Consider the following 20,794-nt stretch of genomic DNA (forward strand, 5'->3'; position numbering starts at 1 on the left):
GACGCATGCCAGCCGGCATCTCATGACGTTCCCAGGACCCTCCTGGGAGTCAGGCTACCTCCAGCATGAAAACCTCATGACAGGCAAACCTGATTTCAAGAAAATAAAAATTCATGCAAGCCACGTTCTATACCTGGAGTAGAAAAACGATGGTTTTTGGGTGTAACTTATTAAGGAACGCCAACCACGGATTATCCGTCGTTTAAATACGCCTGGACGAGATTAAGCCTCTCACATTTTAGCATCCACAAGGAGGGCGATGGCCTTACGGATTTGCTCGCGCGCACCAAGAAGGACGAGGACATCACCTGGCTCCAGAACCGTATCGCGAGAAGGATTGGATTGCGTCACGCCACCCCGGGTAATCGCAATCACCGAAGCGCCAGTCCGTCCATGAATATGCAACTGTGTCAATGGTTTCCCCAACACGTGAGAATCGTTTTCCACCCGACAGGTATCGACTTGCACATCAGCCAATGTCCCAGCACGCAGATGGTGAGCTAACTCAGGTAGCTCCCCTCTCCGAAGCAGGAGATAACCCTCCCGGCGAATTTCTTCAACTTTGTCTTGGATCATGGACTTCGGCGTCTGGTAGGTACGAAGGACCAAGGCAAAAATCTCAATAGATGTTTCGAATTCTTCCGGCACGACGTCATTGGCTCCTAGCTCTTGAAGATCCTGCAATTCCTTTAAATATCGTGTTCGTACGACAATATGTAGAGTGGGATTCAGTTGTCGTGCTTGCTGGACAATCCGACGCGCTCCAAAGGGGTCAGAGGTAGCGACTACGAGCACTCTCGCCATTATGATCCCGGCTTGAGTCAACACCCTGGGATTCGTCCCATCCCCATAGAGAATGGTGCCTCGGCCTTTTTGATCAGCCTGCACGACATCAGGATTGACGTCCAGCACAACAAATGGAATCTCCATATCACCTAAGACTCGTGCGAGATTCCGCCCATTTAAGCCATAGCCCACGATGATGACATGATCTTTAACTTTGATTTTGGTGCTTTGTGACGCATTGGATTGTCGTCGAGGAAACCAATGCTTCAGGCGGTCAAGCGCCTCTGTTCGTCTAGCCAGTCGGGGAGCCCATTGAATCAAAAAGGGCGTAATCGTCATAGACAACACCGATACTGCAAGAAAAATATTATAGGCTTGCGTGTCCAATAACCCTTCCCCCTGACCCACCCGTGCGAGAATAAAGGCAAATTCTCCCACCTGCGCTAAGGCCACCCCTGTTAACAATGCAGAAGATACCGGAGCTCCAGCTAGGAACACCGCTCCGGTTCCCGTAAGAAACTTGCCCAAAACCACAAGCACCAACATTCCCATCACCAGGATGGGAAATTCAAAGATGACCGAGGGATTCATTAACATCCCCACTGAAACAAAAAACAAACTATTAAAACTATCCCGAAAGGGAATCACTTCGGCGAGCGCCTGATGACTATATTCAGATTCGGAAATCACGAGGCCCGCGATAAATGCGCCAAGAGCCAATGACAGACCTGCGAGAGAGGTCAACCAGGCCGTTCCCAGCCCCAACACGATAATCGACAGGAGAAATAGCTCTCGGCTTCGAGTTCCCACAATCAGATGAAGAACATGAGGGACAAGAACCCGTGCAGCCAGCACAATCAACCCCACAACTATGACGGATTTCACGAGCGTTTCGACAATGACCCCTGTCTCCCCTTGGGAACCTGTTCCCAGTACCGGAGTCAGTAAAATCATCGCCACCACGGCTAGATCCTGAAAAATAAGAATCGCCATGGTCGCTTGCCCATGCAACGCATCAATTTCCCCTCGATCTCCCAGAATCTTGAGGACAATGGCGGTGCTGCTCAACGACAACAACAGACCCCAGAAGACCGATTCCTCCCATGATCGACCCAATAACCATCCCCCAAGCGTTACGCCACTGAGCATGCTCAAAATCTGCAGGGGACCACCAACCCATAAGAGCCTTCTGGAAGCCCGTATGCGAGAAAGAGAGGTTTCCAAGCCAATGGTAAACAACAACAACACCACACCGATTTCGGCAAGAGTTTCGACTTGGTGCAGATCAGAAATGAGGTTCAGTCCGTGAGGACCCACTAAGGTGCCAGAAACTAAAAATCCGGCAACCGCCGGTAGCCGGAGTTTTTGAAAGACAAAAACAACCAGAACGGAGATAGAAAAAATAATGAGGACATCTCGTAGGATGTGGACTTCACTCATAAGTCGAGTGGGTGACGATGGAATGCATTCAGGGTATTCCCCATACCTTACGTAGACACGATAAAGAAGTTTGGGTGGGTTTCAAGCACCCATCATCCCTCGGATCGAGGAAAATGTCTACCATTCGCTGTGCCCCACTCATCTGACATGAGATAATGCTATTTCAGATGGGATAGGAGAAAGATCAAGAGGAGAATCGAGATGGGTCATTCCAGACCCATCCCGATCAATTGAGAAGATTAATGGACTTTTACGAGTGGCCTGAAGCGGAAAAATCCTGAAAAAGCCAGGGAGCCTCATGGGCGCGGCGTTTTTCATAGGTAGTAATGTCAGATTCGTGTTGAAGCGTGAGTCCAATTCCGTCTAATCCCTTCAACAAACAATCCTTGCGAAAAAAATCCAAGGTAAAGGGATACTTCTCCCCTTCGGGAAGAGTGACAACCTGCTGAGCCAAGTCGACTGTGACTTGATATTGGTCAGTATGGGCTACCCGGTCAAACAGTGTTTGGATGGCATCCCCTGGAAGCTCGACGGGGAGAATCCCATTCTGAAAACAATTGTTGTAGAAAATATCGGCAAAACTCGGAGCCACAATACAACGAATGCCATAGTCCAACAAGGCCCATGGAGCGTGCTCCCTTGAGGATCCACATCCGAAATTTTCACGGGTCAATAGAATCGTGGCCTGTTGATAGCACGGTTGGTTGACAAAAAACTCAGGATCCTGGGACCCATCCGCACGTCGCCGCCAATCGGCAAATAATCCCTCTTTGAGGCCGGTGCGATGAATCGTTTTCAAATATTGCTTCGGAATGATTTGATCCGTATCAACATTGCCGCGATTTAACGGAGCGACCGTTCCAGTCAATATAGTAAACGCTTGCATGTCTATCTCCCGTTTAATGCTAGAGAAAACAATTGCTCTCTCGAAGATAAAAGAATTCCCTTATTGATCTCACATCTTCCAATCACGAATATCAACAAAATGTCCCTCAACGGCAGCAGCAGCAGCCATAGCAGGGGATACTAAGTGCGTCCGTCCGCCCTTGCCCTGACGCCCCTCGAAGTTTCGATTACTGGTTGAGGCACATCGTTCTCCCGGTGTGAGCACGTCCGCATTCATGGCGAGGCACATACTGCATCCTGGTTCACGCCATTCAAAACCCGCCTCACGAAAAATCCGATCCAAACCTTCCTCTTCCGCTTGGTGTTTGACTAACCCTGATCCAGGGACCACCATGGCCTGGACGCTTTTGGCAACGTGCTTTCCTTTGGCATACCGTGCCGCCACCCGTAAATCCTCAATTCGTGAGTTGGTGCAGGACCCGATGAAGACTCGATCGACCCGGATATCACATATAGGGATGCCACCTGGCAACCCCATATACGCTAAGGCACGTTCTGTAGCCGTCCGCAGTTTTTCATCCGCAATGGATGCAGGATCAGGCACATGGCCATTCACATCAGTCACCATTCCGGGATTGGTCCCCCAAGTCACTTGAGGAGAAATATCATTCCCTCGTAGCTCAATAACCTTATCAAACCGAGCTCCTGGGTCTGTTTTCAATTCCAACCAATCCGACTTCGCCTGCTGAAACACCTCCTCCTTCGGACTAAGAGGCCGGTTCTTCACGTATGTGACCGTCAATTCGTCTGGACTGACCAGGCCAGCGCGCGCTCCCGCCTCAATAGACATATTACAAAGGGTCATTCGGCCTTCCATTGAAAACGATCGGATCACCGAACCCGTATATTCCACGACATATCCGGTTCCACCACCAATACCAATTTGCCCGATAATCGCCAGAATGACATCTTTGGAAGAACAATAGTCAGGAAGCGTGCCCTCCACCCGAATTTCCATAGTTTTTGGTCGTTTCTGGACCAAGCATTGCGTCGCCAGCACATGCTCGACTTCTGAGGTGCCAATGCCAAACGCCAAAGCCCCAAACGCCCCATGAGTCGAGGTATGGGAATCTCCACATACAATCGTCATCCCCGGTAGCGTCAACCCTTGCTCAGGTCCGATCACATGGACAATTCCTTGACGGATATCATCCATCCCATAATAGGTGATTCCAAATTCTGCACAGTTGCCTTCCAAGGTTGAAATTTGCAAGGCACTCATAGGATCGGCAATGCCCTGCGACCGGTCGGTGGTTGGAACATTGTGATCGGGAACAGCCAGCGCCGCAGTTGGACGCCTTGGCCTTCTTCCGGCTAACCGAAGTCCCTCAAAGGCTTGAGGGGAAGTCACTTCATGCACCAGATGTCGGTCAATATATAATAAGGTTGTCCCATCTGGCTCTTCACGAACCACATGCTGATCCCAAATCTTTTCAAACAATGTTTTGCTTGCCATGGATTGTATCCTTCTTTCTTTTTGAAAATTTTCGGACTCTAATTATCTACATTTGTGACCTTCTGGCAAGAGCCAGGAAGAGCTTTTTGCAAATTTGGTTTCAGATCCGCCTATTCTTTGTGGTCTTTTAAGACTTCTGATATACTTTTCCTTACGACAGGGAACAATCCAATCTGATGCTTTCACCTTCTAAATACTTAGGTGGAAATAATTGGATACCGACTAACATTCATCCAGACCCGAACCAATCTAAGTGGTTTCCGGCCAGTCGCGGACAACGACCCAACGTCGAAAGAGCGAGGTTAACCGGGAAATCATGCATATAAAAGTGAAGTTCATCTATTTCTCCTGTAGTGCGGAAAGACTCTAACAATCCTAATTCCGACTCCGCCATTGTCCCCCACCTTCTGAAATTGATAGGTCTCAAAACTTCCCATGGGTATATTCAATTATTTCATTAGCCATTTTTCCCAAGACATGGCCATCGATCTAGGAACTTCCTCTACCTTAATTTATATCAAGGGAAAAGGAATTGTTTTGAACGAACCCTCCGTGGTGACAGTTGAGACCAACTCAAAAAAACTTCTGTCGGTCGGGGAAGAAGCGAAGCGAATGATCGGGCGAACCCCTGGCAATCTCACCGCCATTCGCCCCATGCGAGAAGGTGTCATTGCTGATTTTGACATGACAGAAAGCATGTTACGCCATTTTATCCAAAAAGTTCATCGCGGGGGAACTCTACTCAGGCCACGAATTATTATTGGTGTCCCATCCAGAATCACGCAAGTCGAACAACGTGCCGTTAAGGAATCAGCCGAATTAGCTGGTGCACGGGAAGTCTATCTCATCGAAGAACCGGTGGCCGCTGCAATTGGTGCGGGATTGCCGATTACCGAGCCCTCCGGCAACATGGTGGTCGATATCGGAGGAGGCACAACCGACATCGCCGTAATCTCCTTGGGAGGAATCGTTTACAGTGAATCAGTCAGGGTGGCGGGCGATCAATTAGATGGAGCCATCACAAACTATCTCAAGCGGGAATACAGCTTGTTAATCGGCGAACATATGGCAGAACGCATCAAGATGGAAATCGGCTCAGCCTACCCTCTGCCTGAAAAAAAGCAAATGGCCGTCAAAGGGCGGGATGTGGTGTCCGGGATCCCCAGAACGATTCTTGTCGACGACAATGAGATACGAGAAGCTTTACAAGATTGCCTCACCACCATCATCCGAGCCATTCGTCTGGCTTTAGAGAATACTCCGCCGGAATTGGCAGGAGATATTATCGACCGGGGGATCGTGCTGACCGGAGGGGGATCAATGCTTCAAGGGCTGGACAATCGACTACGTGAAGAAACGTCCCTACCCATTGTCACTGTCGATGACCCCTTAACTTCGGTGGTCTTAGGAGTAGGAAAAACTCTTGAAGAATTTAGCCTCCTTCGAAAAATTTCTTCGCATTCCAGGCTGAATCCCTGAGCTTCCCTCTATTGGCATGCCTCGATCAGAGCCGAATTTTCCCATATCTACAAGTATCCGTCGAGTTCTAGGAGTTATCTTCATTCTATTCCTCGCACTCCTGCTGTTTCTGCCGCGACAATCGCAGGAATGGTTAAGTCATGTGGGAGGACCTTTCGCACGAATCTTGGAAGTCCCCCTGCATGCTGTAGCCTCGATACAGGATTCTATCCGTCACGCATGGGACCACTACATCGCACTACAGAATGCGTGGGAAGACAATCAACAGCTCAAGCAGGAAGTTCAGCGCTTACAAGGAGAGAAGAATTTTCTTCGAGAAAAAGCCATTATAGCCACGCAATTTCAACAATTGCTGGCGTATCAGGAAACCACACCCATGACGACCCTTCCGGCTCGAATCATCGGCCGAAATGTGTCCAATTGGTATCGGGCCATCATCATCAATAAAGGGAATCAAGACGGCATTCATCCGGAAATGGGAGTTATCACTGATGCCGGAGTGGTGGGACGTGTCGTACGAGTCAACCCCACGACAGCCATCGTGCTTCTTCTTTCCGACCCCAACGTCGCGATCACCGGGATGATTCAAAAAAGCCGGGATGAGGGGCTGGTGCAGGGAACCCCTCAAGGAACCATTCATATGAAATATCTGCCGCCTCTTTCCCCCGTTCTACCAGGAGATCCAGTGGTCACATCTGGATTAACGAATGATTTTCCCCGTGGACTCCAAATTGGCCGGATTCACGAGGTCACCAAAGCCGATACCGATTTATTTCAACTGGGTGAAATCGAGCCAATTGTGGATTTTGCCAAACTGGAAGCGGTCCTGGTGATTACCACATTCCAGCCTCCTCTCCCTTCATCATTACCGAAACCGGCTGGCTCTCTTTCTCCCTAATGTAATCACGTGACGATATTTCTCAACATCGTTCTGTGCTTTGGAGTGGTTCTGGCTCAAGCCATCTTTAGCACGGTCCTTTCCGTCAAAGGGATTTACCCTGATTTATGTTTCATCTTAGCCTGCATGATCGGGTTTCTTTCAGGCGAATACAAAGGACTGATGATCGGACTGACGGTGGGACTATTTCAAGACTTACTCACTCCAGGCGGAATTGGGCTCAATATGATCATAAAGGCACTTGCGGGTGGCTTGGCTGGCATCACAACCCACACATTTTCCACAGTCACCAGTCCCGCAGTCCTGCTCGTCACCTTCGCGTTGTCATTAGGATGTGGATTGGCCTCCCTCATCGTGGCTTACCCGGGATTGGATGGCTTTGCCCTTTTAGATGCCTTATCCTCCAGACTGCTCCCACAAGGCCTCTACAACAGCCTCCTCACTCTGGTGTTGTTCTGGCTTATCAAGTTCATTGGCCAATCGGTGAGTATGGTACACTTAGGCCAGGGACCACGATAAGACCCACACCATGTTGGACACTTCCCGCCAAGCCAATGAACTTGCCGATATTCAAAGCCGATTAATTTTCGTCAAGATCGGCTTTCTGATGTTGTTAGTGTTATTGGGGTTACGTCTTTGGCAATTACAGGTTCGAGACGGATTGCACTATCAAGAACTCGCCCGCGACAATCGCACTCGAACCATTGTCTTAGAACCGGCTCGTGGGCTTCTGTATGATCGGAATGGCGAACTTCTCGCCAATAATATCCCCAGCTTCCAACTATATCTTTCTTTGGAAGACCTACAAGACCGTGAAGCTCTTCAGGCTCAGTTACCTCAGTTCGTAGATATTGACCAACAAGAGATTTCCAATAAACTGGCACTCAAGAATCGAAGAGGACGAGTTAAAATCAAAGCCGACATTACCCTTAAAGAGGCGGCACTCATTGAATCGCACCGTCTGGAACTCCCCGGGGTAGTCATTCAGCCGGAATATCAACGTCACTATCCACTTGAGAATTACGCCTCACATGTCCTGGGTTATGTGGGAGAGATTTCCGAATCCCAGCTTAAGGAGCCAGGATTTTCCAATCTTCAGGGAGGACGCATCATCGGGCAAAATGGAGTGGAGCGGACATTTGATGAATATCTGCTAGGAGAAACGGGAGAAGAAGTCATTGAAGTCGATGCCCTGGGATATCCGAAACGGTCACTCTCCGTTCAACGTCCCCTGGCTGGGGATGACCTATACCTGACTCTCGACATTCGACTTCAACGCCTCGCAGAAGACCTGTTGGGAGAGGAAGCCGGAGCCATTGTCGCCCTGGATCCCTGGAATGGAGACGTCCTGGCGCTGGCGAGTAAACCTGGGTTTAATCCTAATAATGTCTCAGGAGGGATTAGCGCCAAGGACTGGCAACGATTTCTCAAAGATCCCCGCCACCCCCTCACCAATCGCGCCATTCAAGGCCAATATCCTCCTGGGTCGGTATTTAAAATCATTATGGCCGCAGCCCTCTTGGAGACTCAAACCCTCAGCGCACAGGAAATGATACCCTGCCATGGAACATTTCCTTTTGGAAGGCGGGTCTTTCGTGATTGGAAGGCAGGAGGGCACGGTCAAGTCGATTTAACCAAAGCCATTGCCGAATCTTGTGATGTTTACTTTTACAAGGCTGGGAATCAACTGGGTATCGATCCCATCGCCACCTTTGCCCGTCAGTTCGGATTAGGTGAAAAAACAGGCATTGCCCTCCCTTCAGAACGGTCTGGCCTCGTCCCTTCCTCGGAATGGAAAAAAAGAGTCAAACGAGAACCATGGTACCCTGGAGAGACCATTTCGATTTCCATTGGGCAAGGATTTTTAACCGTGACCCCCCTTCAGATGGCGAAAGTGGCTTCCATCGTCGCAACCAATGGACGAGTGGTCCAACCCCGGTTGCTCAAGGCCTCCCGCCTTCGACGAACCGGCAATCTTAAAGAAGAGCCTGAGCCACCCATTCGCCAATTGGGCATCTCTCCCCAAACGTTTTCGCATATCAAGGAAGGATTGGCTGCAGTCGTCACCAAGGGAACAGCCAAACTGGCTCAATCAGATTTCGTGAGTATAGCGGGCAAAACTGGAACAGCTCAGGTCGTTGCGTTGAAACCTGATGGGGACAAAGATAAGAACAAGGAGCCTCAAAAGGAATTTCGAGACCATGCCTGGTTTGTGGCGTTTGCTCCCATAGAGCATCCAAGGATTGCGGTGGCAGTATTAGTTGAACACATGGGGCATGGGGGATCAGCGTCCGCTCCATTAGCCAAAACCCTCATTGAAGCCTATATGGGCTATGACACGACCCAACAACCTACTCTCTAAATCAGAAATCCCATCCCTTAGGGACGGAGAACGACCCATCTCATGTCATTGATGAACGATAATGTAAACCGCCGAGGCCTGGATACCTTCGATTGGTGTTTCCTGGGTGTCATTATGGCCATTATCTCTGTTGGCATCCTATCCATTTATAGCGTCACCAATACCCAGGCAACAACTGGAATACCCATTTATCTCAAGCAAGCCACATGGATGGTCGTCGGCTCCTTAGCCTTTTTGATCGCGGTAGGTATTGACTATCACAAACTCACTCGTCTTTCATATCTGCTCTATGGGATCGGACTGATCTTACTTATTATCGTGGTAATCGCAGGCAAAACCAGTCGAGGCTCCCAACGATGGATTCCCCTTGGCCCCTTTGCGGTCCAGCCTTCAGAATTCATTAAGATTCCCCTGCTACTCATGTTGGCTACCTACTATGGGACAGCCACCCGTAAAGGCTGGGTGCGTCGATTGATCATCCCCGGACTCATCGTGCTCCCAGGATTCTTACTCATACTTAAACAACCGGACCTAGGAAGCAGCCTTGGTTTTCTGGCCATTTTTCTTGTCGTCGTTCTCACGGTGGGGATGAAGTCCAAAGCCTTTGGGTTTATGATATTAGCGGCCCTCATGCTTTTCCCATTCGCCTGGGGCGGGGTCTGGGGCTCCCTTCACGAGTACCAACAGGACAGGATTCTCAGCTTTGTTGACCCCAACTCTGATCCCGGAGGAAAAGGTTATCACGGACTTCAATCCCGCATCGCGATTGGTTCCGGCCAATTATTAGGAAAGGGCTTATATGGGGGAACGCAGACCCAATTTAAATTTCTTCCCGAAGGCCACACCGATTTTGTATTTGCGGTTTTTGCCGAAGAATGGGGCTTTATTGGATCAATGGTCTTACTATCCTTATATATTCTCTTGTTTTTGATGGGTTTAGAAATCGCGTTTAAGGCCAAAGACATCGTCGGAGCACTCCTGGCCGTCGGAGTGGTAGCCATGGTGGCCTTTGGAGTGGTCGTGAATATCGCGATGACATCAGGACTGGCCCCTGTAGTGGGCATTCCACTCCCCCTCATGAGCTATGGAGGGAGCGCCATGGTGGTGAATCTCACAGCTTTGGGACTCTTGCTTAACGTAAAACGGAGACGCCTGTCACTCCTTTAGGTATCATGTATCCTGCGGTTTATTTTTGATAGCGTTGGACTGGTTATCGCACAAAGAGGGAATCAACGGAGAATTCAATTCAGAAAAGTCCCAAAGCCGCGGATTTCCCCCACACTTGCAGAAACAAGGAAGTGGACACACAGAACCATCCTCAAATGGTTCCATACAGTATTCATTTACAATTATTGACAGAAGGGGCACAAAGCTATCTCAGATTTTGACAGGCAGATCCAACAAACTGGCTCAGCCCCACCAGCAACATCATCTTCACAAAGAATGTGTCGAAGAGAAGCTTCTGGTCCCTTCTGAGAATGTAGGGAGATAACTATGGGAGTAGAAATTGCGATTAGTGTCACTCGTGAAGAAACACGGGTTGCCGTGCTCGACAATCGTGTCGTGACAGAATTGTATGTCGACCGTCCAAGAAAAAAAGATTTTGTGGGAGACATTTACAAAGGCAAGGTCATTAAAGTTCTGCCTGGTATGCAAGCGGCCTTTGTCGATATTGGACTGGATCGGGCCGCGTTTATCCACGTATCCGATCTTTCGGTCGGAACCGAACCAGGGGACACACTCGTGGATAGTGAAGAGGATGAACGGAGTCAAGACCTGCCGCGTCCTCGACGCCAAACCGCACGCCCCATTGAAAACCTGCTGGCAGAAGGCCAGGAACTTCTTGTACAAATTTCCAAAGGCCCAATCGGCACCAAGGGACCTCGGATTACCACCTACGTCTCTCTTCCCGGAAGGTTTTTGGTGCTCATGCCCAATGTCGACCACATTGGTGTATCGCGAAGAATTACAAAAGAAGACGAGCGGCATCGCCTGAAGGACCTCATGAGGCGCATCCGGAAACCCGAATATGGATACATTGTCAGGACCGTGTGCGAAGATGTACCGGAAGACGATCTCCAAACCGACGTGAGATTCCTCACAGCGCTATGGGAAGACACGCTCAAAGCGGCCGGTAGACAACCAGCCCCGTCCCTCTTGCATACGGATCTCTCCCTCCCGCTCCGGGTGGTGCGAGACTTATTCACCAAAAAAGTCGATCGCCTATTAGTTGACGCAAAACCGGATTTCGAGGAAGTCAAAGATTTTGTCCGGCGTTATCTTCCGGAACAAGCCGCTCGCGTACATTTCTATGACAAGAAGCAGGAAGGGTTATTCGATCACTTAGGGATCGAATTGGAGATTACCCGAGCCCTGAGCCGGAAAGTCTGGCTCAAGTCCGGAGGGCACATTGTGATTGACCACACAGAGGCCATGACGGTGGTGGACGTCAATACGGGACGGTTTGTGGGGAAACGCGACCAGGAAGAAACGATTTTAAAAAACAATCTGGAGGCCGCGAAAGAAATTGGCTACCAGATCAAATTGCGCGGCATTGGCGGCATTATCATTATTGATTTCATTGACATGGAACGGGAACGGAACCGTGAAAAAGTCTATCAGGCTACACTGGACGCACTGGCGGGCGATAAGGCTCAAACGCGTATCTCGCGTATTTCCGATCTTGGGCTCATTGAAATTTCCCGTGAACGCGTCCGTGAAGATCTCTTACGGACGTTATCGGAAATTTGTGGTGACTGCGAGGGAAGAGGGTACACCAAATCTACCATGACCGTCGCGTATGAAATTTTTCGAGATATCCGGCGCATTGGAATTACTCGGGGACAACCCCAACACATTGTGGTCGGTGCCAACCCTAAAGTCATTGAGCTCATTTTCGAAACCGAGCACAGTAGCATTGAGCAACTCGAACAGGAATTCCAACAACAAATATTATTTGAGGCAGATCCATTACTGCACCTTGAGCAATATGACATCGTGGTGGTAGGGAAATTGACGTCACGCACCGAAACTCGGACCGCGTCCTAGGAGCCACGCGAGAACGATTGAATCATGAACGATGTCCTCCACAATCCTGCGCCGTCAACCGTACCACTCGTTTCCAGGAACAGAAATGAAAGGAGACCCAAATTCCTCTATCAATTCTGAAAAATCCGGAAATCTCCATCGTCCAGAGTCGAACGTGGCACAAATTCTGGGTGGAGACTCATGCAAACGGACCACTTGACGGTGATCTCCAGGCGCATATTCGCCATCCTCACAAAGGACCTGAATGACCTCACCCTTACAAGGATGGTTAGAACTTTTGGCAGTCAAAGGACTTGGTCCTGTTACTTACACCAGACTCATCAACCGGTTCGGCTCGCCTGAAGCCATTCGCTCCTCCAACGCCCACGCCCTCGTATCAATAGGGGAAATCTCTCCCTCATTGGCCAGAGCCCTTCATCAACCCATATCTTCTGATGCACAAGATCACATTGCCAAAGAATTGCAGGCCGTCCAGGATGGGCGATTCTCCATCATGACACTCGTGGACACACACTATCCGCCCCGATTAAAAACCATTACGGATCCTCCTCCGTTACTCTGGTGCACAGGCCAACTCCAGGACCGCGATCAACAGGCCCTTGCTGTAGTCGGTTCAAGAAAAGGCTCGCACATCGGACGGACATTCACGCGACAACTGAGTGGCGATTTAGCTGCACTGGGCTTTACGATTGTGAGCGGCCTGGCCAGAGGCATTGATGCGGCAGCTCACGAAGGCGCTCTCGCCACATCCGGGAGAACCCTGGCGGTGCTTGGATGCGGCATTGATCGAACCTATCCGCCTGAGCACGATCCGCTACGACAACGCATTGAACAGCATGGTGCCGTTCTTTCTGAATTTCCCATGGGAACCCCTCCACATTCTTACCATTTTCCTCAACGGAATCGGATCATTAGTGGACTCTCACTTGGTGTGATCGTCGCAGAAGCCACCTCGCGCAGCGGGTCCCTTATTACAGCTCGGATGGCCTTAGAACAAAACCGTGAGGTCTTTGCGGTACCAGGAAATGTGACGAATACCTTGACTCGTGGCCCTCACCGCCTCATTAAAGATGGGGCAAAATTAGTCGAAAATTCGTTAGATGTTGTGGAAGAAATTCTTCCTATGTTAGAACCCTCTTTCCGGGAACAACTCGAGAAACAACAAGACGGACTTCCGCTTCAACCTTCGGCGCCTTCACTAGGGGCAGAAGAACAACATCTATTTGATCGTCTTTCACTTGAACCTGTTTCGCTGGACGAGTTAATCATTCAATGTACCTATTCCCCATCTGAAGTCATGAGCATTCTCTTGTCTTTGGAGATCAAAGGGCTTATAAAGCAGATACCGGGGTTGCAGTATCTCCGACTGAACATTAAATAGCACACAACACATTCTTCCCCTATGGGAAATGGTGCTCGTGAACGAATCATGACCCTCATCACTGTCTATGGCTAAATCACTCGTCATTGTCGAATTGCCTACCAAAGCCAAAACCCTGTCCAAGTATTTTGGACGCAATGAACAAGCATTGACATCTGTGGGTCAACTTAAAGATCTCCCGAGGAGCAACTGGGCATTGACCTCGAACACAACTTCGACGGTTCTGTCACAAAAAATAGATTTGTCAGATACGCCACTGGTTTTTCAAATTGGACCGAGTTGAAAAACCCCGGTAAAGTGAGTAATTTTCATCTTTCAGATACGGAGCAATAAACCCCTTTTTGCCTTTAAAAACATTTTTTTGCGACAGAACCGTCGGCAGGCTAGTCTAGGAGGCTGGCTGGAACGACTGACGGATAGCCGGCTACGACCGCTGGAAAAAATGAATTGAACACCCAGCCTAACTTGCCTGTACCCTACGCCATCATTATGATGAGCACGCGAAAAAACCGGTCACATCGCGACAGGTGGATTGTGACGGCGCCATTTTTACCCTGAATCTGTCGTGAATCTTACACGCGTGAGTATCGGTTTCGCTTACACCAAAGATGCCAAAGGAGTCTTCCCCGGTAAGAGTTGCTAATGAGTAAATCGCTGATAATTGCCGAGAAGCCCTCTGTTGCAGCCGACATCGCGCGTTCGCTTGGCGGACTGAAACGTGAGAAGGATTATTTTGAAGATGACGACTATGTTGTCACTTCAGCCGTTGGGCACCTACTTGAAATCAAGGCGCCTGACGGCGTAGAGGTCAAACGTGGCAAGTGGTCTTTCGCCAACCTGCCGGTCATTCCCGATCACTTCGACCTAAACCCAATCGCACGGACCGAGGACCGGCTCAAGTTGCTCGCCAGGCTGATCGGCCGCAAAGATATCGACCGAATTATCAACGCCTGCGACGCCGGGCGCGAAGGCGAACTGATCTTCCGACTGATTGTCCAGCACACGAAGGCCAAGCAACCGACAAGCCGGCTTTGGCTGCAGTCCATGACACCCAAGGCCATTCGCGAAGCCTTTGAGGAACTGCGCGATGATGAACAAATGAAGCCGCTCGCCGATGCCGCCCGCTGCCGATCAGAAGCAGACTGGCTGGTTGGCATTAACGGCACCCGAGCTATGACGGCATTCAACTCCCAAGACGGGGGTTTTTACCTCACCACCGTTGGCCGGGTTCAAACACCCACCCTGACCATCGTCGTGGAGCGCGAGGAACAGATCAAGCAATTCGTCTCGCGGCCCTACTTTGAAGTGCATGCCCAGTTTGATGTCGAGGCCGGACAGTATCCAGGTCGCTGGTTTGATACGGGCTTCAAAAAGAATGACGAAGATGCGGAACGGCGCGCCGAGCGACTTTGGGAACGCAAACAGGCTGAAGCAATCAGGCTGGCCTGCCAGAGTCAGCAGGCTGTGGTCACTGAAGAAACCAAGCCGACGACACAAAGCGCACCGATGCTGTTTGACCTGACCAGTCTGCAACGTGAAGGTAACGCCCGGTTTGGCTTTTCGGCCAAGACAACATTGTCACTGGCGCAAGCGCTCTATGAACGCCACAAGGTGTTGACGTATCCAAGAACCGATTCGCGCGCTCTGCCGGAAGACTATCTCTCTACCGTGAAAGATACGCTGGCCATTCTGCGTGATGAGTCAAGTGAGCATTTGTCAGCCATAACCAGCGGCAGCGGCGGCAATCCGATAGGGCCGCATGCGGCAAAAATTCTGAGCAATGACTGGGTCCAGCCGAACAAGCGCATTTTCAATGACGCGAAAATTTCTGATCACTTCGCCATTATTCCCACATTGCAGGCACCCAAGAATCTCAGCGAAGCCGAAGCCAAGATATACGACCTGGTCGTGCGTCGATTCATGGCGGCCTTTTTCCCGCCTGCGGAGTTTCGAAACACCACCCGTATTTCCCAGATTGACAAGCACCACTTCAAGACCGAAGGCAAGGTGATGGTCAAGCCGGGCTGGTTGGCCATTTACGGCCGTGAAGCCATTGCTGGTGAGGGCACGCTCGTAGCGGTTGATGAGAATGAAAAAGCCACGGTCAGCGATATTGAAGTTCGCGACATGGCGACCAGACCACCCGCCAGATATACCGAAGCCACGCTGCTTTCTGCGATGGAAGGCGCCGGTAAGCTGATTGATGATGATGACTTGCGCGAAGCCATGTCTGGGAAAGGTCTGGGCACACCGGCAACCCGCGCAGCGATCATCGAAGGCTTGATTGGCGAGAACTATCTATTGCGAAATGACAAGTCACTCATGCCCACCACCAAGGCCTTTCAACTGTTGACCTTGTTGCGCGGGCTGGGGGTGACCGAACTCACGATGCCGGAACTGACCGGCGAATGGGAAAGCAAGCTTTCGCAGATAGAACGAGGTCAGTTGGACCGCCAAACGTTCATGCAAGAAATCAGTAAGATAGTTGAACAAATTGTTGGGAGAGCCAAAAACTACGGGGCAACAACCGTTCCAGGCGATTACTCAACATTAAAATCACCCTGCCCCAAATGCGGCGCCCTAGTCAAAGAAAACTACAAACGGTTTTCCTGCACACAGTGCGATTTTTCAATTTCGAAAATTCCTGGCAGCCGTCAATTGGAAGTACCAGAAGCAGAAACCCTGATTACCGAACGCACGATTGGTCCGTTGCAGGGATTTCGCAGTCGGCTTGGCCGACCGTTTGCGGCAATACTCAAACTGACCGATGAACATAAGCTTGAATTTGACTTCGGTCAAAATGATGACGATGAAAACAGTGAACCGGTTGATTTTCAAGGCCAGGAATCACTGGGCAGTTGCCCGAAGTGTCAGTCATCGGTTTATGAGCATGGAATGAATTATACCTGTGAAAAGGCGGTCGGCCAGAACAAAACTTGCGACTTTCGAACGGGCAAAGTCATACTGCAACAGGAAATCGAACCCACTCAGATCAGAAAATTGCTGAGCGAAGGCAGAACCGAATTGCTGGCCGGCTTTGTTTCATCACGAACCCGCCGCAAGTTCAAGGCTTACCTGAAACGCGGGGATGACGGGAAAGTTGGCTTCGAATTTGAGGCCCGTAAGCCCAAGGCTGGCGACGACCAGGCCGCGAGCGGCAAAAAGTTGCCCGCAAAGGATGCCGCGACAAAGAAACCGGTTGAAAAAAAATCGGCTGCTAAGAAACCAGCTCGTATGGTAAAAAAACTCAAACCCCGCTGATGAAATACCGGGGAACGCTGCAGGTTTGGAAATTTCCTCGTCTGTTCCCAATACCCTGAATGTAAAACTACCAACCTCTTAAAGCTAGAAGTCAAATGCGCTGCCAAGGATTGCGGGGGAGACCTGATTCCAAAACGCACAAAAAAAGGCAAGGCATTTTATTCCTGCAGCAATTATCCTACCTGCACTTTTGCAATCTGGGATCGCCCCATCAATCGTCCCTGCCCACAATCCCAGGCTCCATTTTGATCGAAAAAATCAGGAAACAAACGGGAAGCAAAAGACTCTGTCACAATGCGGAATACGGGTATGAGGAGATAGCTGCACCCAGGGAGAAGAATCCGGAACCAGCTTAAGATCCGACGGCGGGTTTAATGCCTTTCTGATGCTCAAAGACTTTGATGGGCTCGCCCTTGCCGTGAATAAACTCCTCGGTCACCAACACCTCTTTCACCTCGGCCTGCGACGGCAGCTCATACATCAAGTCCAACATCACCGACTCTAAGACCGCCCGAAGTCCACGCGCTCCTGTTTTTTGAAGATGGGCCTTTTTGGCAATTGCCAATAACGCCCCATCGGCAAACTTCAATTTCACTTTATCCAAGGACAATAACTTCTGATACTGCTTGATCAACGCGTTTTTGGGTTCCGTTAAAATGCGGACCAATGCCGGTTCATCCAATTGATCAAGAGCCGCAACAATCGGCAAACGACCGATTATTTCAGGAATCAGCCCATATTGAAGCAGATCTTCCGGTTCCACTTTGGAGAATAAGTCACCAATTTGATGTTGGCCACGAATCTGCACATCGGCGCCAAAGCCCATCCGCTTTTGGTTCAACCTCCGCTCAATGATGGTATCCAATCCTACGAATGCCCCGCCACAAATAAATAAAATATTGGTGGTATTGACTTGAATAAACTCCTGATGAGGATGTTTTCTTCCCCCTTGAGGGGGCACATTGGCCACGGTCCCTTCAATGAGTTTTAACAACGCCTGCTGGACACCCTCACCCGAGACATCACGCGTAATTGAAGGGCTATCGGCCTTGCGGGTAATTTTGTCAATTTCATCAATGTACACAATTCCCCGTTCTGCACGCTCAACTTCATAGTCTGCAGCCTGCAGAAGTTTCAAGATAATATTTTCAACATCTTCGCCGACATACCCGGCTTCCGTCAGCGTCGTCGCATCCGCAATCGTAAAGGGGACATCAAGATAATGGGCTAGTGTCTGGGCAAATAGAGTTTTTCCTGTCCCGGTCGGTCCGACAATCAGAATATTGCCTTTTTGAAGTTCGACATCCCCGATTTCATTTGCTGATATACGCTTATAATGGTTATAGACCGCAACCGAGAGAACCTTTTTTGCCTTGTCCTGACCGATAATGTATTGATCAAGATGTTGGTGGATATCCACCGGCTTGCACAGTTTTGCGGAAATCTCCTGGCGAGACTCCTGCCAATCCTCGGAAATAATCTCATTACACAAACCAACGCATTCATCACAAATATAGACCGTCGGACCCGCAATGAGTTTTCGAACCTGATCACGGTTCTTACCGCAGAAGGAGCAACGAAGATTGGCTTCGGACTTCGCTTGTCTCGCCATAAGAAGTGCCTCCTTTGCCCTTAATCCTTACTTTTTGAACCTGACTTGGTGTCGTCCTTGTGCCCCTTTTCCTGACTTCGGACGATGACCTCATCAATCAATCCGTACGCTTTGGCTTCTTCTCCCGACAAAAAATAATCTCGTTCGGTATCTTGAGCGATTCTATCCAGCGGCTGCCCTGTGTGAAAGGCCATAATTTCATTCAATTTTTCGCGGATCTTTAAAATCTCGCGGGCATGAATATCAATCTCCGTCGCCTGGCCCTGAAATCCTCCCATCGGTTGATGAATCATCACTCGTGCATTGGGAAGAGCGAAACGCTTGCCTTTAGTTCCTGCTGTTAAAAGCAAAGCACCCATGCTTGCCGCTTGGCCTAAACAGATGGTGTTGATCGGCGACCTCACATATTGCATCGTATCATAGATCCCCATTCCCGCCGTCACACTTCCGCCAGGTGAATTGACATACAGGTGAATGTCCTTTTCCGGGTCTTCGGACTCCAAGAACAACAGCTGAGCAATGACGACATTCGCAAACACATCGTCAATCGGGGCTCCGATAAAGATGATCCGGTCTTTCAAAAGACGTGAGTAAATATCATATGACCGTTCACCTCGATTCGTTTGTTCAATAACCATCGGAATGAGCATTCCCTGAGACCTCCTCGTGTTGTAAATAGGTATCGAATACAGATATCAGAACAGGTGTATTCAGAAGGGTGAAACGACGTGTTACCCCTGAATGACCGCATTTTGATAGACGAACTGCAAGGCTTTTTCCGCCTTCATCCGCTCCCGAAACTCCTCCTGAGCCCCCTGTCCTCCAGCTTCGACCATGCGTTGAATTTCACCAACCGGGAGCTTTAAGGAGGTTGCCAGTTTTTGAATTTCGGCGCTCACCTCATCCTCACTGATGTGAAGGCCTTCTTTCTGGACGATCGCATCCAGAATCAAACTCAGCTTCACACGCCGCTTGGCTTCCGGATGCAACTCTTGTTGGAGACGCTTGGCCTCTTCTTGTAATCGTAAGGGCTCTTCCACATCATCTTCACGATGAGCATGGCGATGGTTTTTCAGCATTTTTTGCCGAATAAGCGTCTGGAGCTCCCGTTCAATCAGGACCTCGGGAATTTCAAAGTGATGCATCTGCAACAAGCGTTCAATCACCTGATCTTTATACCCTTCTTCAAGATCCTGTTTCAGAAAATTATCCAATTGGGTGTTGATGGTGGTTTTGAGCTGTTCCAGTGAATCGTATTCGCCGCAATCCTTGGCAAATTCATCATCCAGTTCCGGGAGTTTCTGCTCTTTCACGGCATCAACAGTCACCTTGAGGACCATCGTCTTTCCGGCAAGGTGCGAATCAGGATGATTGTCGGGAAAGGGTTGCGGGATCTCAATCATGTCCCCGGCCTGTTTTCCGATAAGAAACTCATCCAACTCCACGCCAAGAATCGGGGACTTCGACCCAATGTGAAGGAGATGCCCTTTTTTCTGAGTGCCTTCCAATGGCTGGTCCTCTACAAACCCCTCAATAGACAACACCGCATGCAATCCGTCACGAAGAGCCGTTCCTTCTGTAACGACGTCAAGCTCGGCATGTTGCTCCCGTAGGCTCTGGAGGGCTTTTTCAACCTGTTCATCTGTGACCGTGCGGGCATCCCGTTTCAAGGAAATAGGATTCGGTGGTCGATAGTCGCCTAATTGAATAGTGGGTTTTATTTCCACCGTAGCCGTAAAGGTAAAGGGACTATTGGACTTCACTTTCATGCGTTCCAATGGAGGAATATCAACGAGGATAGGGACCACCCCGGCTTCCTTCACCGCTCGTTGGTAATAATCGGGCACCAACCGTTGCACCACATCCTGCTCCACGAGATCGGCATACCGTTTTTCTAATAAGGCTATTGGCGCTTTCCCTGGTCGGAATCCAGGGATTTTGGCTTCACGCCTCAACTGGGCATACACTTTTTGAAATTCGCTTTTGACGGCTTCTTCGGGAACTTCAATTTTTAACGACCGTTTGACCGGCCCGAGCTCTGTCATTTCTAACTTCATAAGACCATTCATCCTTGTAAAAGCGCACGATAAAGATTATAGATGTTAAGAACTGGTGCGAGAGGGGGGACTTGAACCCCCACGGTTACCCACGAGATCCTAAGTCTC

Annotated in this window: 15 protein-coding genes; 9 read left to right on the plus strand and 6 right to left on the minus strand. The window is 49.8% G+C overall.

The features are described from left to right. Positions 1-231: 231 nt before the first annotated feature. The 3 genes from AAH187_RS14920 to leuC form a co-directional block, all read right to left on the minus strand. Positions 232-2,226 (minus strand): cation:proton antiporter, encoded by a 1,995-nt coding sequence (locus AAH187_RS14920; protein ID WP_342349265.1) that lies wholly within the window; start codon positions 2,224-2,226, stop codon positions 232-234. A 250-nt stretch (positions 2,227-2,476) separates the two neighbouring features. Then, positions 2,477-3,112: a 3-isopropylmalate dehydratase small subunit gene (gene leuD, locus AAH187_RS14925; RefSeq protein WP_342349266.1), complete on the minus strand. Its 636-nt coding sequence runs from the start codon at positions 3,110-3,112 to the stop codon at positions 2,477-2,479. A gap of 69 nt (positions 3,113-3,181) precedes the next feature. Beyond that, positions 3,182-4,588, minus strand: a complete 1,407-nt coding sequence (gene leuC / locus AAH187_RS14930) for a 3-isopropylmalate dehydratase large subunit (protein WP_342349267.1) — start codon at positions 4,586-4,588, stop codon at positions 3,182-3,184. A 441-nt stretch (positions 4,589-5,029) separates the two neighbouring features. Here leuC and AAH187_RS14935 point away from each other — a divergent pair, with 441 nt between their 5' ends. From AAH187_RS14935 to AAH187_RS14975, 9 genes are all read left to right on the plus strand, one after another. Then, complete coding sequence (locus AAH187_RS14935) at positions 5,030-6,067, plus strand: rod shape-determining protein (protein ID WP_342349278.1); 1,038 nt, start codon at positions 5,030-5,032, stop codon at positions 6,065-6,067. Positions 6,068-6,209: 142 nt separating this feature from the next. Beyond that, positions 6,210-6,965 carry a rod shape-determining protein MreC gene (gene mreC, locus AAH187_RS14940; protein ID WP_342349268.1) on the plus strand — a complete coding sequence of 252 codons (756 nt, stop codon included), beginning with the start codon at positions 6,210-6,212 and terminating at the stop codon, positions 6,963-6,965. Between the two features lie 9 nt (positions 6,966-6,974). Beyond that, the gene (gene mreD / locus AAH187_RS14945) at positions 6,975-7,484 is read left to right on the plus strand and encodes a rod shape-determining protein MreD (RefSeq protein ID WP_342349269.1); all 510 of its coding nucleotides are present in this window, start codon (positions 6,975-6,977) and stop codon (positions 7,482-7,484) included. Between the two features lie 10 nt (positions 7,485-7,494). Further along, complete coding sequence (gene mrdA, locus AAH187_RS14950) at positions 7,495-9,327, plus strand: penicillin-binding protein 2 (protein WP_342349270.1); 1,833 nt, start codon at positions 7,495-7,497, stop codon at positions 9,325-9,327. Positions 9,328-9,369: 42 nt separating this feature from the next. Next, positions 9,370-10,494: a rod shape-determining protein RodA gene (rodA, locus tag AAH187_RS14955; protein ID WP_342349271.1), complete on the plus strand. Its 1,125-nt coding sequence runs from the start codon at positions 9,370-9,372 to the stop codon at positions 10,492-10,494. A gap of 327 nt (positions 10,495-10,821) precedes the next feature. Then, a complete protein-coding gene (locus tag AAH187_RS14960; protein WP_342349272.1) occupies positions 10,822-12,375 on the plus strand; it encodes an Rne/Rng family ribonuclease in 1,554 nt (517 codons plus the stop codon). Positions 12,376-12,619: 244 nt separating this feature from the next. Continuing rightward, entirely contained in the window at positions 12,620-13,756 is a 1,137-nt protein-coding gene (gene dprA, locus AAH187_RS14965) for a DNA-processing protein DprA (RefSeq protein ID WP_342349273.1), read from the plus strand. 642 nt (positions 13,757-14,398) lie between these two features. Next, entirely contained in the window at positions 14,399-17,017 is a 2,619-nt protein-coding gene (locus AAH187_RS14970) for a DNA topoisomerase III (RefSeq protein ID WP_342349274.1), read from the plus strand. Between the two features lie 126 nt (positions 17,018-17,143). Beyond that, the gene (locus tag AAH187_RS14975) at positions 17,144-17,266 is read left to right on the plus strand and encodes a topoisomerase DNA-binding C4 zinc finger domain-containing protein (protein ID WP_342349279.1); all 123 of its coding nucleotides are present in this window, start codon (positions 17,144-17,146) and stop codon (positions 17,264-17,266) included. Between the two features lie 103 nt (positions 17,267-17,369). Here the strand turns inward: AAH187_RS14975 and clpX are convergent, their stop codons facing one another. The 3 genes from clpX to tig all read right to left on the minus strand — a co-directional run bounded on the left by clpX (position 17,370) and on the right by tig (position 20,686). After that, positions 17,370-18,629 carry an ATP-dependent Clp protease ATP-binding subunit ClpX gene (gene clpX / locus AAH187_RS14980; protein ID WP_342349275.1) on the minus strand — a complete coding sequence of 420 codons (1,260 nt, stop codon included), beginning with the start codon at positions 18,627-18,629 and terminating at the stop codon, positions 17,370-17,372. Positions 18,630-18,649: 20 nt separating this feature from the next. After that, a complete protein-coding gene (gene clpP / locus AAH187_RS14985) occupies positions 18,650-19,279 on the minus strand; it encodes an ATP-dependent Clp endopeptidase proteolytic subunit ClpP (RefSeq protein WP_342349276.1) in 630 nt (209 codons plus the stop codon). 81 nt (positions 19,280-19,360) lie between these two features. Beyond that, the gene (gene tig, locus AAH187_RS14990; RefSeq protein ID WP_342349277.1) at positions 19,361-20,686 is read right to left on the minus strand and encodes a trigger factor; all 1,326 of its coding nucleotides are present in this window, start codon (positions 20,684-20,686) and stop codon (positions 19,361-19,363) included. Positions 20,687-20,794 lie beyond the last annotated feature (108 nt).

It is taken from the genome of uncultured Nitrospira sp. (assembly GCA_902500695.1).
Taxonomy (GTDB): Bacteria; Nitrospirota; Nitrospiria; order Nitrospirales; family UBA8639; genus Nitrospira_E.

Bases quoted from the DNA above. Each gene is read 5' to 3' on its own strand.
- AAH187_RS14970 (WP_342349274.1), top strand. From the start codon at position 14,399: ATGAGTAAATCGCTGATAATTGCCGAGAAGCCCTCTGTTGCAGCCGAC.
- rodA (WP_342349271.1), top strand. From the start codon at position 9,370: ATGTCATTGATGAACGATAATGTAAACCGCCGAGGCCTGGATACCTTC.
- leuC (WP_342349267.1), bottom strand. From the start codon at position 4,588: ATGGCAAGCAAAACATTGTTTGAAAAGATTTGGGATCAGCATGTGGTT.
- leuD (WP_342349266.1), bottom strand. From the start codon at position 3,112: ATGCAAGCGTTTACTATATTGACTGGAACGGTCGCTCCGTTAAATCGC.
- AAH187_RS14920 (WP_342349265.1), bottom strand. From the start codon at position 2,226: ATGAGTGAAGTCCACATCCTACGAGATGTCCTCATTATTTTTTCTATC.
- clpX (WP_342349275.1), bottom strand. From the start codon at position 18,629: ATGGCGAGACAAGCGAAGTCCGAAGCCAATCTTCGTTGCTCCTTCTGC.
- tig (WP_342349277.1), bottom strand. From the start codon at position 20,686: ATGAAGTTAGAAATGACAGAGCTCGGGCCGGTCAAACGGTCGTTAAAA.
- mrdA (WP_342349270.1), top strand. From the start codon at position 7,495: ATGTTGGACACTTCCCGCCAAGCCAATGAACTTGCCGATATTCAAAGC.
- dprA (WP_342349273.1), top strand. From the start codon at position 12,620: ATGACCTCACCCTTACAAGGATGGTTAGAACTTTTGGCAGTCAAAGGA.
- clpP (WP_342349276.1), bottom strand. From the start codon at position 19,279: ATGCTCATTCCGATGGTTATTGAACAAACGAATCGAGGTGAACGGTCA.
- AAH187_RS14960 (WP_342349272.1), top strand. From the start codon at position 10,822: ATGGGAGTAGAAATTGCGATTAGTGTCACTCGTGAAGAAACACGGGTT.